This window comes from Pseudomonas baetica (assembly GCF_002813455.1).
Classification (GTDB): Bacteria; Pseudomonadota; Gammaproteobacteria; order Pseudomonadales; family Pseudomonadaceae; genus Aquipseudomonas; species Aquipseudomonas baetica.
In genome coordinates this window covers 4,704,689-4,721,640 of the sequence record NZ_PHHE01000001.1, presented here as the reverse complement: position 1 = coordinate 4,721,640, position 16,952 = coordinate 4,704,689, and the positions used below count along the sequence as shown (strand labels likewise).

10 protein-coding genes are annotated in these 16,952 nt (G+C 59.6%); 4 read left to right on the top strand and 6 right to left on the bottom strand.

Features of this window, described 5'->3' with window-relative positions:
• Positions 1-89: 89 nt before the first annotated feature.
• From ATI02_RS21840 to ATI02_RS21820, 5 genes are all read right to left on the bottom strand, one after another.
• Complete coding sequence (locus tag ATI02_RS21840) at positions 90-6,104, bottom strand: SPM autocatalytic domain-containing protein (RefSeq protein WP_238156193.1); 6,015 nt, start codon at positions 6,102-6,104, stop codon at positions 90-92.
• A gap of 592 nt (positions 6,105-6,696) precedes the next feature.
• Positions 6,697-7,173: a hypothetical protein gene (locus ATI02_RS21835; protein WP_077571314.1), complete on the bottom strand. Its 477-nt coding sequence runs from the start codon at positions 7,171-7,173 to the stop codon at positions 6,697-6,699.
• An 83-nt stretch (positions 7,174-7,256) separates the two neighbouring features.
• On the bottom strand, positions 7,257-8,672 hold the full coding sequence (locus ATI02_RS21830) for an HlyD family type I secretion periplasmic adaptor subunit (protein WP_100847326.1): 1,416 nt from the start codon (positions 8,670-8,672) through the stop codon (positions 7,257-7,259).
• A gap of 86 nt (positions 8,673-8,758) precedes the next feature.
• A complete protein-coding gene (locus tag ATI02_RS21825) occupies positions 8,759-10,897 on the bottom strand; it encodes a type I secretion system permease/ATPase (protein ID WP_100847325.1) in 2,139 nt (712 codons plus the stop codon).
• 134 nt (positions 10,898-11,031) lie between these two features.
• Entirely contained in the window at positions 11,032-12,444 is a 1,413-nt protein-coding gene (locus ATI02_RS21820; protein ID WP_095189373.1) for a TolC family outer membrane protein, read from the bottom strand.
• 308 nt (positions 12,445-12,752) lie between these two features.
• On the opposite strand from ATI02_RS21820, the gene ATI02_RS21815 reads away from it, so the two are divergent.
• From ATI02_RS21815 to ATI02_RS21795, 4 genes are all read left to right on the top strand, one after another.
• On the top strand, positions 12,753-13,115 hold the full coding sequence (locus ATI02_RS21815; protein ID WP_095189374.1) for an ArsC family reductase: 363 nt from the start codon (positions 12,753-12,755) through the stop codon (positions 13,113-13,115).
• Positions 13,116-13,146: 31 nt separating this feature from the next.
• On the top strand, positions 13,147-14,181 hold the full coding sequence (dapD, locus tag ATI02_RS21810) for a 2,3,4,5-tetrahydropyridine-2,6-dicarboxylate N-succinyltransferase (RefSeq protein WP_007954762.1): 1,035 nt from the start codon (positions 13,147-13,149) through the stop codon (positions 14,179-14,181).
• A 148-nt stretch (positions 14,182-14,329) separates the two neighbouring features.
• The gene (locus tag ATI02_RS21800) at positions 14,330-15,535 is read left to right on the top strand and encodes an aminotransferase class V-fold PLP-dependent enzyme (protein ID WP_100847324.1); all 1,206 of its coding nucleotides are present in this window, start codon (positions 14,330-14,332) and stop codon (positions 15,533-15,535) included.
• The gene (locus ATI02_RS21795) at positions 15,532-15,936 is read left to right on the top strand and encodes a SufE family protein (RefSeq protein WP_100847323.1); all 405 of its coding nucleotides are present in this window, start codon (positions 15,532-15,534) and stop codon (positions 15,934-15,936) included. Before ATI02_RS21800 ends, ATI02_RS21795 begins: the two co-directional genes overlap by 4 nt.
• 88 nt (positions 15,937-16,024) lie before the next feature.
• On the opposite strand, the gene tcdA is transcribed toward ATI02_RS21795, so the two are convergent.
• Positions 16,025-16,843 (bottom strand): tRNA cyclic N6-threonylcarbamoyladenosine(37) synthase TcdA, encoded by an 819-nt coding sequence (gene tcdA, locus ATI02_RS21790; protein WP_100847322.1) that lies wholly within the window; start codon positions 16,841-16,843, stop codon positions 16,025-16,027.
• Between the last annotated feature and the right edge of the window lie 109 nt (positions 16,844-16,952).

Below are 16,952 nucleotides of genomic sequence, written 5' to 3'. Positions count from 1 at the left end.
AGACGAGCATAAGACGAGGGCGGCATTGCACCGCCCTCGTCGGCCCGTGACAAACATCGCGGGCCTTTTTTCGCGTCAACTGCCGTTATTTACATCCAGTTCGCCGCCAGCACAGGCTGCAACGCCTGCTGCTCGGCCCCGCCGAAGGTCATGGTCGCTGGCGCCGCTGGCGCGAACGCCGCCATGGCCTGGACCAGTTGCTCCACATCACGATCCATCAACCGATGACGGTCTCCGGCCATGATGTCCCGAGGCCGCTCCGGCTTGTCGGCATACCAGTTATGCAGCGTGACTTCCTGCTTGCTGCCGATCACCGATATCTGCAGGTCCTGCCCTTTGTGCTGGAACCACAATTGATCGGGGCTGATGTCCTTGCCGAACACCAGATCGCCTCCCCCGTTGCTGAACTCGATGTCATTGACCCCGTGCCCGACTTCAACCGTCGGCATGTTGCCGCTGACCACCACCTTGTTGTTGCCATCCCCCAGTTTCACCGTAGCGAAAGACCCTGAATCGGTAATGGTGTTGTTGCCATGGCCGACGGTGAGCTTGTCGACATCACCGATCACAACGTTATTGCCATTGCCCAAAGTGATATTGCCCCGGCGGCCCGTCACGTTAACCTTATTGTCACCGTTGCCGGCATGCACTTTGGCATTCGAGGCTTCGACGTTGATGGTCTTGCTTTCGTCGCCAATCGTGACATCGGCGAAGAAGCCCTGGACCGTCATGACGTTCGGGTCGGTGGCCGCCGGCAGAGGGTTCGTTGTAGAAGGTGTTGAACCGCCGCGGATCCTGTCCCGGATTGACGCGAACGTAGTGTCCGCGGTTTGCCCTACGCCCCAGGTATCGTCGATTTTCAGGCGTGGGTCTTGCGCACTCACAACGTCTGGAACGATGACCGGTCGGCGAGTCGGGATATCAAGGTCACGATGGGCGATATCGATCGTCGGGACATCCGGGATGATAATCGGCCGTGGACTCGGAATATCAATCGACGCAGGCCCCAGCACATCCCGACCGACCGGGCCGATGTCCGGTACTTTCGATGGAACCAGGGAACCAACAGCGCGCTCGGCCAGAATCTGCTCGATGGTTTTGTGGTCAGGGAGCGTCGTCCCACCCCGGTTCGCCTCACGCTCGGCCATGATCTGTTCAAAGGTTTTGTGTTCCGGCACTTTCGGATTCAGGTCGATACCGCGTTCTGCCAGGATCTGCTCAATCGTCTTGGTCTCCGGCAGCTTGAAGTCCGGAATCGTGACCGAAGGTCGCAGCACTGGATCAATGGTCGGAACACTGATGGCCGGGGACAGGTCAATGGGAGGCAGCGGCGTGACCACCGAAGGTTTGTCGACGCCAGGACGCTCGACAATCGGCGTCAGCGTTTCAGGTACCGTGAGCGGAGGCTGATCGGTGACCGGCGGCACCGGTCCAACCGTTGGCACCACGGCAGGCGCAGGGTCGGCAAAGAGGAAATCCGTCGAACTGATCTGCGCCACATCAAGCGCATCCAGATACAGCAGATTGGTGTTTGCATCGCTGCCCTGGGCACCGATGCGTGTCACATACACACCGTGAATCTGGGTCAGGCCATTGAATGTCGCGCGGTTCTTGTGCTCGATGATCAACTGACTGAAGTCGGTGACGCCAGTCTGGCGCAAATCGATCTTGTCGATACCGTGACGGAACCCACGCAAGGCGTTGTTGTAATCCTTGACGCCGGACTGGGCCGCCACCACAAACACGTCCGAGGTCGCGCTGTCGTGGCTGTAAATCGTACCATTCAGTGAGGCCACGGTTTTACCCTGAGCGTCGCTGCTGTACATCACGCCTTTACCGCCACCGTTGAGTACCACGGCGCCCAAACCCTCCTGCGGCTTGACCGCCGAAGCGTCGCTGTTGATGTAAGCCGTCGGCGCGACAAAGCTGTCCTGAAACTTGAAGTTCGCTGCAGTGATGCCGGCGAGTGCCTGGTTTTTCAGAACGATCACCTGGCCCTTGCCCAGGTCAACCTTGACGTCCGCGCCCTGTTGCGTCAGTTGCAGATCAGCGAATTTTTTCCCGGCAAACCCCACCAGATCGACGATTTCACCGCGCGCAGCTTCGAAGTTGTTGAGGGTATCGTTGCCCGCATCGCGACGATGCACCACAAAGAAGTCCTTGCCCGCACCGCCGGTCAGCACGTTGTTGCCACGTCCGCCGTCGAGCAAGGCGTCGGCATTGCCGGCGACCAGCGTGTCATTGCCATCGCCGGTAACGATATTCTGAATGGCCGACGGGTTTTTCACCGTCAGCGCCGCGCCGCCAATGCTGGCAACACCGGTCAGCAGGTTGACCGAGGTGTCCCCGGAAACAGCCGCCGCATTCAGGGTATTGCGCCCACCTGCGACACCGTTGACCGCGTCATCCAGCACCGCGCGATTGGCATGGCCAACTACCGACTTGAGGTATTCATCGGTGTAGAAATAGGTGTCGTCTGCCGTCGCCTTACTGCCGTACAAACGCAGCGACCAGCTATTGAGGGTAACCGGCAGACCGGACGCCGAATCGGTCACTTGCAGGGTCCAGTTGCCCGCCGAGCGTTCACCGAAGTCATGGGTCGACATGAAGGTGTACTTGAACGAGCCGGACTGCGTGCTGCCGACATCGCTAGCGCTGGCGCCCGGCATGCCATCCGGGACTTTGCCCTGACGGTTGAGCAACACACTTTGCGTGCCATCGGGGGAAATCAGCTTGAGGGTCAGATCGCCGAGGCGGCCAACCTGAGCATCAAAGTCGATCTCGACGTGCTCGACATTCATCCCGGCATTCATCGCAATCGAGGACGTCAGCGTCGCGCCCGCTGCCAACGGTTTGCCCAGTGCACCGCTGGAGGCGCTGTAGACGTATTCGTTGGCGCCGGTGCTCTGGGTCATCCAGGCCTCGGACAAACGCACCGCGGCCCGCGCATCGACTTCACCAAAACCATAGTCATTGCTGGTGTGCATGCCGCCGCCGTTCCAGCCATGGGCGGCGTTGTCGCTCCATTGGGTGGCCGGGTCGTTGATCTGGCGCGCTGACAACGCGAGGATCTGCTGCACATCGCGATAACCCAGGTTCGGGTTGGCTTCGAGCATCAACGCAACGATGCCGGAAACGATCGGCGCAGCAAAACTGGTGCCTTGCATGCTGGTGTAATCGTTGCCGAACGTGGAGCCGCGTTCGGTTTCCAGCATGTGGCTGGTGGACACGACATTGCTGCCCGGTGCTGATACCAACAGGCTGGCGCCCGGGTTGGAAAATGGCGAAGAGCCTATCTGCAAGGTCGACAGATCGCCCTGTGCGTTGATCGCGCCGACTTCCACTGAGAAGCGATTGTTGTTGGTCAGCGAACCCTGGGCATTGCCACCGGTAGCACGGCTGTTGCCGCCCGCTGCAACGATGATCGTACCCAGGCCGCCGCGACCGTTGCTCGCCGCGTACTGCGCATTCATGCTCAGCGCGGTGGCGGTGGTGAAGTGGCCGTCCTGATAACTGCTAAGGGCGAAGTCATTGGTGAAACCCCAGCTGTTGTTGGCGATGTCGAAACTGACCATGTGGCCGAGTCCCGTCAGATCATCGCCCTTGCCCGCGAGGTAGTAACCACCGAGTTTCGCGTCGTAGGCCACGCCCACGCCGCCGATGCCGTTCTTCGCGCCGACCATCACCCCCGCGACCATCGTCGCGTGGTTGGACATCAGCCCCGGCAAGGTGCCGTTGGTCTTCTGCGTTTGCAACCAGGCCTGATCGATATTCGGCGCCAGGTCAGGATGCGCGACATCAAAAATTTCCGGCGCGGTAGCGAACTCGCCGCCCGGCTCGAATTGACCAATGCGCACGCCTTTGCCGGTGTAGTCCTTCCAGACCGGCAGCACATGGGTGTCGCTCAAATACCATTCCTGAGCGGCCAAGGGATCAAGCGGCACTTCGGGAGTCAGCAGGGTCACACCGGCACGCATCGGTGCGGTCTGGCCGCTGCCGAGGTCCACCACCGACGCCGACAGATTACCCGCCGCATCGGCCACGCCGTACTTGAAGCTGATCAGTCCGGTGTAACGCGCGTCCGGGGTAAACAGCACATCGCCCTGGGCGGTGAGGCTGACCGTACCGCCGACCGCGTCACCGACATTGGCAATGTGCAGCGCGCCTTGGCTGTTCAGACGTTGATCATTGGCCAACAGGCTTTCGGCGCTGATCAGATGTGTCTGGGTGCGATCAAACGCCTTGCCGGCCTTGTCGAGCGTGAGCACATCGGCCACTGGCATCGCGTTGGGGGTCAGCAGGTCAACAGCGGAAATGTCCGAGAAGTTGAGCTTCTGGATGTTGCTCAGCGTCACCGTGCCGTCACGCCCGGCAACCTTGTCGGCCACTTCATAACCGGTCGCGGTGCGAGTGATGCGGTAGTCGCCGTGAGTGCCGTGCAGCGTGACCAGATTGATCCCGCCGTCACCATCAATGGTCGCGTTGCCATGGCCGACTTCGATGATGTCGTTACCGGCACCGCCGAAGATTTTATCGGCGCCGCCACCGGCATGGATGATGCTGCCGTCTTCGGAAGCATAAATGGTGTCGCCCTGAGGCCCGGCATAAATCACCGCTTTACCGCTGCCGCCAATGATGGTGTTGTGGCCGCTGCCACCGACCAGCACGTCGTTACCCGAGCCACCGACCAGCGTCGAGTTGCCTGAGCCGCCTTTAATGAAAGCGCTACCGGTGCCACCGCTCATGATGACGTCGTTACCGCCGCCACCTTCGGCGATGGTGAGGCCGGCGCTGGCCATGTTCAGGAAGACGTCTTGGGTGCCGACGATAATGGCTGTATCACGGCCGCCATTACCACGAATGTTTCTTGTATCGTCCGAAGCGCTGATGACAAAAACGTCATCGCCCAGACCGCCGATGTAGGCGTTGCTGCCAGCACCGCCGACAAGCCAGCTACCATCCGGCGCAGCAATCAATGTGTCATTGCCGCTACCGCCGTACAGATTGTTCACCCCCAGTTTGGCCGCATCCAGAGTTTCACCCGTGGTGCTCTGGCTGGCGTAAGCGCTGGTGGTGCGGGTGTTGGCGCCGCTGGTAGTCGAGGTCACGCGCGTGCCGGTGCCTTGGCTGGTCACGATGTTGCTGACCGGATCCCCCAGAAAATCCACCGCCAATGCTTCCTGGCTCTTGCCATTCATCGTGAACGAACCAGTGGCGAGCACCTTGTTACCGTCACGCATCTCAGCTTGAGGGGACGCCACCGCACGTACATTGATCTGGGTGATTCCCAGCTCGGCCAGCGTCTTGAGTTCACCGCCATCGACTTTGGCGTCATGCGTGCCGTCAACCCAGACGCGCAATTTGCTCCAGATCGGATCACGCTGATCGATCATGCCGTCCTTGTTCGCGTCTTCACTGGCCAATGCCGCGAAACCGTCCTTGAACTTTGTCTCGCCCGCCGCGCCGTTGACGCCGACCTTGCCACCGTAATACTCGGAGAACATCTGACTGACGTCTTTGATCTGGCCACTGCCATCGTCAATCACCAGCATGCCGGTGGTGCGATCCGCCCAGCCGCTGCGCTTGAGCGTGCCACTGTGGTCGGTATCAAACAGCACACCGTCGCGGATGTCGGTCATGTGCACGCCATTGCCGGTCAGGTCCAGCAACAGTGGGTCAACGTAGGTGTTGAATGTCGACATTGCCGACAAACCATTCAGAGTGACCGCGCTGCGCAGGCTGAAATCCGGCTTGGTCGCGCTCGGGGTCGGGTAGAACTGCGACAGGTAGGTGTTGGGGCGCGCGTTGGGGTCCAGTTGCATTTCACCCGGACGAATACCGCCCGAGGCCAGGCTGGCCATTTGGGTGGAGGTGAAATCGGTTTTGTTGAGAATCCCGTCGAGGGCGAAGATCTTGTTCGTCGCACTGTTGACGATGTAACCGTTGGCCGCATCTCGTGTTCGCTGATTCTCAAGTTGTATTTGGTGGCTCGCCTGAGGATCGGGGTTGATTTCGATGTTCAGCAGGCTTGCTGGCGGGGTCCACGCCGGTCCACCTTGATCAATCAGTGGTTGCCCGTCACGATCCGGATGAATAATCGACATCCCGGTTTTTATTGAAATGACATTGGGCTCATTGTTCCACAACTCGCCTTCAGTCTTGATATTTTGACCACCGGGGCGGAAGGACTTGTATAAGTTATAGAGACCTCCTCCACCAATAATTTCCGTTTCGGTCAGCCCCAATACGGTTGAAATCAATCCGAAGTTGAAAGACGCAGCATTTGTGAAACTGGGAACGAAGCCGTCACCTGTCGTGTGCGAAGCACCGTTATAAGAGCGTTGAAGATCACCCACGCCACTCTGCCTGAAGGTCTCATAAACAACGCTATAGAGGCTGTTCCGAAAACTGAGAGAGGACGCGTCATAGTCCTCCCTGACTTTCTTGAAGTGTTCGATCGAAGCTTTCATATCATAATCCGCCGGCACCATGAACGGCTGATCGGTCTGGGGATCCATAACATAATTGCCAAGCCCGTCACTCAGCCATTTCGCCGCAACGAGTGTTCCATCTTTGGTTTGTACAGTAAAACTGTCCTTGCCAAATTGCCCCTGCATCAACGTCAGTTTAGCCACTTGCTTCCCTTACTTTAAAAACCCTCTTGATCGTTCAAGAGGAAACTTGAAAATTCCCTTTCTAGCGATAAGCAGAAAACCTGATCTGTATCTTTCCGGAAGCGTCCGAGGCACGCAGCTTGACGTCTCGGCTCACGATCCGGGTTGCACCGATTGCAAAATCGATTTGAAGATCATTGTCTGAATTCCACTTCACTGCCGGTGAAGCTTCGTGGTCAAAAAAAACATCACACTCAGCTGAATAAACCTGGTATTCGGAGTGAGCAATTACTTCATCGATAGTCTGCCGACTGTTAAAAACAAAAACCGTGTCCGAGCAAAACGGCGCTATTGCGCCCCCGCCTGCACGCGTGACGTGAACAGCGCTGTACTTTCCGTTTGGAGACAAATAAGCCAGCTTCGTCACATCATCATCGGAATCAGAACTAAGCGATAAGAGGGTAATGGCGCCATATTTCAGAATCGTCAGAGCACCCACCACCAGCAGTATCAATTTCAACCCACGAACAATGCTCAAATGACCCACCTTGAATTTCATAACGTTTCCGATTTCATGGACGTTGAAGGATTTTTCGTTTCAATCCTGACTGTTTCCCACCTGAATCCGTCAACACTCAACACTCAACGCTCACGCAAACTCTCATCCATATGTTGTTGCAGCGGGCTCAAGAAGTACTCGATCACCCGTCGCTGATCGGTCTTCACTTCCGCCGTCACTGACATACCCGGCGCCAGCGCCACGCGTTGGCCGTTGATCATCAAATGATCGGTTTTCAGGCGGATGCGGGTGCTGTAGACCGGACCGCGTTTTTCATCGTCGATGGCGTCGCTGGAGACGCTGAGGACTTCACCGGCAACCGTGCCGTACTTGGTGAAGGTGAACGTTTCGACCTTGACTGTGACCGGCTGGCCGGCACGGACGAAGCCGACGTCCTTGTTTTCCAGCATGGCTTCCACTTCCACCGGTTGGTCGGCGGGCACGATGACCATCAAGGGTTGGGCCGCAGTGACGACACCACCGACGGTGTGAATCGCCAGTTGCTGAACGGTGCCGTCCACCGGCGCAGTGAGGCTGGTGAGGGTTTCCTGGTAGCGGGCCTTGGTCAGTTCCTCGACCAGACTCGCGGCTTTTTGGTTGGCCTGCTGTTGCAGGTCGAGCATGGCGCGGCGATTTTGCGCGACCACACCTTCGCGTCGACGTCGCGCTTCGCCTTGCGCGGCGGTGGATTGCAAGACGCTGGCTTGCTGCACACTCAATTGGCGTTGCAGGTCGAGGCGCGCCTGTTCTTTTTCCAGGTATTCGTGGCGGGCGACGTATTGTTGCGCGAGCAGGCGCTGGTAGTCCTCGGCCAGTTGCGTGGCAATCGGCACGGTTTGCCGAAGGCTGGCCACCTGGGCCTGGGCAGACTGGATTTCGGCATTGCGCTGCTGGATTTCCGCGTCCACCAATTCCAGGCTGTTGCGGTATTCCTGATACTGCCCTTGCAGCCAGCGCTGGGCACTGAGCACCTGTTGCGGATCGGCGTCGGTGATTGCGCCGATCAGCGATGCCGGCGGGTTGTGCTGATTGATCGCATCGAGCATCGCTGCACTGCGGGCGCCGTCGATGCGGGCGGCAAGCAAGTCACTCTGAATCCGCCTGACGTCGGCGTCAGCAGCCGTCGGGTCGAGTTCGACCAGCAACTCACCGACTTTCACCGCCTGACCGTCGCTGACATGAATAGCCCTGACCACCGCCGTTTCGCTGGATTGAATCAGTTTGGTCTTGCCACTCGGCACGATCTTCCCGGAGGCGACCGCCACCACTTCGATCTTGCCTGTGTACGCCCACAACAGCGCCAGCACTGCGAAGCCCATGATGCTCCAGATAAAGATTCTTGGCGCCGGGTGCACGGGGGTTTCCTGCAACTCCAGCGCGGCGGGCAGGAACTGTGCTTCATGGCGCAGGCGCGGCACGCTGTCCATCTGTTTGCGCTGACGCCAGGATTCGCGCCAGGCGTGACGGTAACGCTGCATTAATGAGGGCGTTGCGCTCATGGGAAATCGATCCTTGAATCCGGAATACAGTGACTGCCACCGCATCCGAAATGGGGGCGGCGAACTACGAATACATGAAGGGCTGATCAGCCCTGTTGCATGCGATGCAGGCGCGAATAGTGGCCGGCCTGATGGGTGAGCAATTCGGCATGGCTGCCCTGTTCGACGATCTGTCCGCGATCGACTACGAGGATGCGATTGGCATCGCGTACCGCCGACAATCGATGCGCGATGATGATCACCGTGCGCCCCGCGCAGATGCTTTGCATGTTTTGCTGGATGATCCGCTCGGACTCGTAGTCCAGCGCACTGGTGGCCTCGTCGAAAATCAGGATTCGCGGATTGCCGATCAAGGCACGGGCGATGGCCACCCGTTGCCGTTGGCCGCCGGAAAGCGAGGTGCCGTGCTCGCCGACCATGGTGTCGTAGCCTTCGGGCAGTTCCAGAATGAACTCATGTGCGCCGGCCATGGTGGCCGCGTGCATCACCGCTTCGAGTGGCGCGCCCGGATCGCTCAGGGCAATGTTCTCGCGGATGCTGCGGTTGAACAGCATGTTGTCCTGCAACACCACGCCGATCTGTCGACGCAGGGAGGAGACGTCCGCCAGGGCCAGGTCCATGCCATCGACCAGCACCCGGCCGCGTTCTGGCACGTACAAACGTTGCAGCAATCGCGTCAGAGTACTCTTGCCGGAGCCGGAGCGCCCGACCACCCCGATCACTTCGCCGGCAGCGATTTGCAGGCTGACGCCACGCAGAACTTCCGAACCGTCGGCGCGATAGCGGAAATGCACCTGGTCGAATTCGATCTGGCCCTTGAGCGGCGGCAACGCACTGCGTGTGGCCTGGGACAATTCGGTACGGGTGTTGAGAATGTCGCCCAGACGCTGCACCGAAACGCCGGTCTGCTGGAAGCTCGTCCACAGTTGCGCAAGACGCATGATCGGCCCGCTGACGCGACCGGCAAGCATGTTAAAGGCGATCAGCTCGCCCACCGACAATTGCCCGTCGATCACCAGGCGAGCGCCCAGCCACAAGGTCGCGACCGTGACCAGTTTACCGATCAGCGACACGCTTTCATTGGCGATGGTGGACAGGGTCTGGGTCTTGAAACCAGCGGCGACGTATGCGGCCATCTGGTTGTCCCACTTGCGGATGGCCTGCGGCTCGACAGCCATGGATTTCACCGTGTCGATGCCGTTGACGGTCTCCACCAGAAACGCCTGATTCTCGGCGCCACGCGTGAAGCTGTCCTCCAACCTGGCCCGCAGCAACGGCGTGATGAACAGCGACACCAGCACGTACAACGGCAACGACAGCAACACGATCAGGGTCAGCCAGCCGCTGTAATAGAACATCACCAGCACGAACACCACGGAGAACAGCACGTCCAGCAACAAAGTGATCGCGTTGCCGGTGAGGAAGCTGCGGATGTTCTCCAGCTCGCGCACCCGGGCCACCGAATCACCGACCCTGCGCGCCTGGAAATAGGCCAGCGGCAGGTTGATCAGGTGCCGGAACAAGCGCGAGCCCAACTCCACATCGATGCGACTCGCGGTGTGGGCAAACACGTAGCTGCGCAAACCGCTCAGGGCCGACTCGAACAGCATGATGCCCAGCAGCCCGGCGGCGATTACGTCGAGGGTAGTCAGGCCGTGATGCACCAGCACCTTGTCCATCACCACCTGGAAAAACAGCGGCGTGACCAGCGCAAACAGTTGCAAGGCAAATGACACCAGCAGCACTTCCCCGAGCAGCTTGCGGTATTTGACGATGGCGGGAATGAACCAGGTGAAATCGAAGCGCGAAGTTTCGCCGGCCAGCGTCGACTCCGAACGCACCAGCAGCAGTTCACCGCTCCAGCGTGCGGCCAGTTCCTGGAGCGTAATCACTTCCGGTCGCGCGGCACGCGGGTCCTGAATCAGTGCCTGACCTTGATCAAGCTTGGCGATGATGAAAAACGTGCCGTCGTTTGCGACGGCAATCGCTGGTAAAGGCGTGCGGTCCAGACGGGCGGCGGTGGTGTTGACCGACTTGGCCTTCAGGCCCAGCTTGCGGGCGGCGAGCAGCAGCTCACGTTGAGTGAAAAGCTGATTGGCCGGAGTGAACTCATGCGCCAATTGCTCGGCGGATGCTGCCACCGAATGAAAACGGGCAAGCATTACCAGACACACGAGACCGGTGTCTGGCGTGGACGACTCAGCGCCCCTTCCTTGATCACTCATAAGCTTCCATGCATGCCGCTTATCGACAATAAATTCATAAATCTTTCAATAGGTTATATCAGCTTTGAAACAATTGGTATCAAAACGACATCACTTCTCCAAGGTTGATCTCACTCGGGTGTATGACGCGCCCGTTAGAGCGACTTGCGCTCCTCTGGCGGCAGGAAATCGCGATCCGCGTCATAGTCCTTGTTCAGGTACATCGCCAGATCGTTCAGGTCGGCGGGACTCAAGGTCCCGGCCGCCTGCTTCAGCTTGAGCGTATCGATGATGTAGTCGTAACGAGCGTTGTTGTACTCACGCACCGCGCCATACAACTGGCGCTCGGCGTTGAGCACGTCAGCAGTGTTACGCGAGCCCAGATTCCGGCCTGCCTGGTTGGCCTTGACCGACGCCAGGCTCGAACGAATGGTTTGCCGGCGGGCAGTCACCTGCTCGATATCGGAATTGACCGCACGATAGAAATTGCGCGTGTTCTGCACCACTTCGCGGCGGCGGTCCTCGCGCTCGTCCTCACTTTGCGCCAGACGCTCGGTGGCTTCGCGCACCTGCGAGCGGGTCATGCCGCCGCTGTATAACGGGATGTTCAACTCCACCCCGATGCTGCCTTGGGCGACATTGTCGCGGTAGCCATCGCGGCCGAAATCGGTGGGATTGCTGTAGCCGAAACTGTCGTTGTCACCCTTGCGCCAGGACGCCACCGCATCAATGGTCGGCGCATAACCCGCCTTGCGCTGGCGGTTGGTCTGCTCGGCGGCAATCACTGCGTAACTGCTGGCCTGCAATGCCAGGTTTTGCTGCACTGCACGGCTGACCCAGGCATTGGCGTCGTTGGGGGCCGGAAGCTCCACCGGGAGTTGATGCTCGATACCGTCGATCGACGAATAGTCCTGACTCGTCAGGCGGGACAGCCCTTCGTATGCATCATCGACCTTGCGCTCGGCAAGCTTGCGGTTGGCGTTGGCGTTGTCGTACGCAGCTTGGGCGTCGAGCACGTCGGTGATGCTTGACGCACCATTTTCCAGACGCGCCTGCGCTTGTTGCTGTTGCCGCTTGAGCGCGGCTTCCTCGGCTTTGGAAGCCGCGAGCAAATCCAGCGCACGCAAGGTTTCAAAATAGGCTTGGGCTGCGGTCAGAACCAGCCCCTGTTCCTTGGCGCCCAATTCAAGTTCGGCCTGCGAGCTGCTGGCCTGCGCCGCTTCGAGTTGAAACCAGCGGTCGACACGAAACAGTGGTTGATTGAGGTTGGCCTGAAACACCGAAGTACTGCGGGTGCGAGTCAGGCCCGGCTCGTCACGTTGCAGGCGCACCGATTCCACTGTGCTTCCAGCGCTGAGGGTGGGCAGCAACCCGGCGCGGGCTTGCGGCACGCTTTCGCGGCGAGCCAGATAATCATGACGGGCGGCGGACAGTTGAGAGTCGTGTTCAACCGCTTGCCGATACACCCCAAGCAGGTCAGCACGTTCGGCACTGGCAGCGACCAAGGGTGTGAATGTCGTGAAAGAGAGGGTCAGCAGCGAGACAAAAAAACGGGAGGGCGCAGTCATAACTATCCGTGTCAAATTGCAATAATCGATTCAGCAGGCTGATCGAGGGCGCGCATGCTACGCCTTCACCCACATCGCAACAAGACAACTTTGTAGCCACTTGCCATCATTTGTACAAAGCCACGGGAATTGCATTTCCCTTGTGGAAACGGGCTTGCTCACGAATGCCCTAGGTCATTCAACAATGATGTTGACTGCGACGGCCCCCTCGCGAGCAAGCTCGCTCCCACAGGTTTTGCGCTTTAACCGAAGGCTCATGGCATAATCCAAGACCATTTTTTCCCAGCACCTGTAAAGGGGGCGATTCCTTGACCGTTTCAAGTAAAACGTTGCGCCTTTTCGGCATCAAAGCCTGCGACACCATGAAAAAGGCGCGCACCTGGCTCGATGAACACGCTGTCAGCTACGACTTTCATGATTACAAGACTGCCGGTATCGACCGTGAGCACCTGACCCAATGGTGTAACGAGCACGGCTGGCAAACGGTGTTGAACCGTGCAGGCACGACCTTTCGCAAACTCGATGACGAACGTAAAGCCGATCTCGACCAAGTGAAAGCCATCGAACTGATGCTCGCTCAACCCTCGATGATCAAGCGCCCGGTGCTCGATCTCGGTGACCGAACCCTGATTGGCTTCAAGCCAGACATCTACGCGGCCGCGCTCAAATAAGCAGCCCGTCACTTTTTGCAGAGGTATTCACATGTCCAATTCCCTGTTCAGCATCGCCTTTGGTGTCGGCACTCAGAATCGTCAAGGCGCCTGGCTGGAAGTGTTCTACGCACAGCCACTGCTCAACCCTTCGGCCGAACTGGTCGCTGCCGTTGCACCGATCCTCGGTTACACCGAAGGCAACCAGGCCATCACCTTCACCACCGCACAGGCTGCGCAACTGGCTGAAGCGGTCAAAGGCATCGACGCCGTTCAAGGCAAACTGCTGACCCGTCTGGCCGAGAGCCACAAGCCGCTGGTCGCTACCCTGCTGGCCGAAGATGCGCAACTGACCTCGACGCCTGAGGCTTATCTGAAGCTGCACCTGCTGTCCCACCGTCTGGTCAAGCCGCACGGCGTAAGCCTGGCCGGGATCTTCCCGCTGCTGCCGAACGTGGCGTGGACCAGCCAGGGCGCAATCGACCTGAGCGAACTGGCCGAGCTGCAACTCGAAGCCCGTCTGCGCGGCGAACTGCTGGAAGTGTTCTCGGTGGACAAGTTCCCGAAAATGACCGACTACGTGGTGCCGGCCGGCGTGCGTATCGCTGACGCTGCACGTCTGCGTCTGGGCGCCTACGTAGGCGAAGGCACCACCGTGATGCACGAAGGTTTCATCAACTTCAACGCCGGCACCGAAGGCCCGGGCATGATCGAAGGTCGCGTGTCGGCTGGCGTGTTCGTCGGCAAGGGCTCGGACCTGGGCGGCGGCTGCTCGACCATGGGCACCCTGTCGGGCGGCGGCAACATCGTGATCAAGGTCGGCGAAGGCTGCCTGATCGGCGCCAACGCCGGTATCGGTATCCCGTTGGGCGACCGCAACACCGTCGAGTCGGGCCTGTACGTGACCGCCGGCACCAAAGTCGCGCTGCTGGACGAGCACAACAATCTGGTCAAAGTCGTGAAGGCACGTGAGCTGGCCGGTCAGACCGACCTGCTGTTCCGTCGCAATTCGGAAACCGGTGCCGTGGAGTGCAAAACCCACAAGTCGGCGATCGAACTGAACGAAGCGCTGCACGCTCACAACTAAGTGCCGCTATGACCTCCTGTGGGAGCGGGCTTGCTCGCGAAGACGGTTTGTCAGTCACCCTTGATGTCGACTGACACGACGCTTTCGCGAGCAAGCCCGCTCCCACAAGGTTCGGTGTATATCCGCCCAAGTTCACAGGGCTGAACAGATGATGATTCCCTCCCCCTGGCGCGCCGATTTCCCGGCCATCGCCGCTTTGCAACGGCAAGACCAGACCTATCTGGACAACGCTGCCACCACGCAAAAGCCCCAGGCCCTGCTCGACGCGCTGACGCATTACTACGCCAATGGCGCGGCCAACGTGCATCGTGCGCAGCATCTTCCCGGCGCACATGCCACGCAGGCGTTCGAAGACAGCCGCCTCAAGGTTGCCCAGTGGCTGAATGCCGGTGACAGCGGGCAGATCATCTTCACCCACGGCGCCACCAGTGCGCTGAACCTCCTGGCCTATGGCCTGGAACATCTTTTCCAGCCGGGCGATGAAATTGTCATCAGCGCCCTGGAGCATCACGCCAACCTGCTGCCGTGGCAGCAACTGACGCAACGTCGCGCTCTGAAACTGGTGATCCTGCCACTGGATGACGACGGCCTGATCGACCTCGCCGCCGCTGTGCACTTGATCGGCCCGCGCACTCGCTTGCTGGCGGTCAGCCAGTTGTCCAATGTGCTGGGGGCCTGGCAACCGCTACCGGCGCTGCTGGGCATGGCCAAGGCGCAGAACGCGCTGACCGTGGTCGACGGCGCCCAAGGCGTGGTGCACGGTCGACATGACGTGCAGGCGCTGGGTTGCGACTTTTATGTGTTTTCCAGCCACAAGCTGTACGGCCCCGACGGCCTCGGCGTGTTGTTCGGGCGCAATAAAGCGCTGGAACAACTGAAACCGTGGCAGTTCGGTGGCGAGATGGTGCTGGAAGCCAATTATCACGACGCACGCTTCCGCCCCGCTCCCTTGGGTTTGGAGGCAGGTACACCGCCGATTGCCAGCGTGATCGGCCTTGGTGCGACCCTCGATTACCTGGCCGGCCTGGATCAGGACGCGGTCTCTGCCCACGAAGCGGCGCTGCATGACTACCTGCTCAAAGGCCTCGAAGCACGCAATGGCATTCGCCTGCTGGGCACGCCGCAACTGGCGCTGGCAAGTTTTGTCGTCGAGGGCGTGCACAACGCCGATCTCGCGCATCTGCTGACCGAGCAAGGCATTGCCGTGCGCGCCGGGCACCACTGCGCCATGCCGCTGCTGAAAAGCTTCGAACTGGCCGGGGCGATCCGCGTGTCGCTGGCGTTGTACAACGACTCCGAGGATCTGGAGCGCTTTTTCGAAGCGCTGGATCAGGCGCTGGAGTTGTTGCGATGAGCTTGCCGGTCGAGGCTGCCGAGGCGCTGCAAACGTTTCAGAATGCCGCCGGTTGGGAACAGCGGGCGCGGTTGTTGATGCAGTTTGGTGATCGTCTGCCGCCGTTGAATGACGCAGACAAGTGCGACGCCAACCGGGTACATGGCTGTGAAAGCCAAGTGTGGTTGGTGGGTGAGTTGCAGGACGGCCACTGGCAATTCAGTGCCAGCAGCGATGCACGGATGATTCGTGGGTTGGTAGCGTTGTTACTGTTGCGAGTCAATGGTCTGAGCGCTGCTGAACTGCAGCAAGTGGATCTGCCGGACTGGTTCAATCAGCTAGGGCTTTCGCGACAGCTATCGCCCTCGCGAAGCAATGGCCTCAATGCCGTGCTTAAGCGGATGAATGAGTTGGCAAGTTAATCGCCTTCGCGAGCAAGCCCGCTCCCACATGTGAACGCATTCCAATGTGGGAGCGAGCTTGCTCGCGAAGGGGCCAGCAGCCCCACCATCAGACCTGAGGTTTGACCCGGTCTGACGGGCGCCGAACACCCGCCACAATCTTGTCCACAGCCTTGGTCGCCGCGACCATGCCGAACGTCGCCGTCACCATCATCACCGCACCAAACCCGCCCGCGCAGTCCAGTTTCACGCCATCACCGACAAAACTCTTCTGCAAGCAGATGCTGCCATCTGGCTTCGGATAACGCAGTTGTTCCGTGGAAAACACACACGGCACGCTGTAATGGCGGGTCACGGTACGCGAGAAGCCGTAGTCACGACGCAAAGTCGAGCGCACTTTCGAAGCCAACGGATCGTTGAAAGTACGGTTCAGATCGCAGACCTGAATCAGCGTCGGATCAATCTGCCCACCGGCGCCGCCCGTGGTGATGATCTGAATCTTGCGGCGCTTGCACCAGGCGATCAGCGCCGCTTTGGCGTTGACGGCGTCAATGCAGTCGATCACGCAGTCGATGTCCGGCGTGATGTATTCGGCCATGGTGTCGCGCGTGACGAAGTCCGCCACCGCATGCACGGTGCAATCCGGGTTGATCCCGCGCAGACGCTCGGCCATCACTTCGACCTTGGGTTTGCCGACGGTGCTGTCCAGCGCGTGCAACTGGCGGTTGGCGTTGCTCACGCAGACGTCATCGAGGTCGAACAGCGAAATCTCGCCGACACCACAACGGGCCATGGCTTCCGCCGCCCAGGAACCGACGCCACCGACGCCGACGATCGCCACATGGGCCGCGCGCAAGCGCTCCATGCCTTCGATGCCATACAAACGGGCGATGCCTGCAAACCGCGGATCTTCTGTACTCATGACCATTACCCCAAAAACCGGCGCGCATTATAGGGCTACGCAGCGACAAGTTTTAACCTTCGATCTACAAGTGTAAGAACTTAAGTCAAAGCGGATTGCCCAATGTCAGGCAATT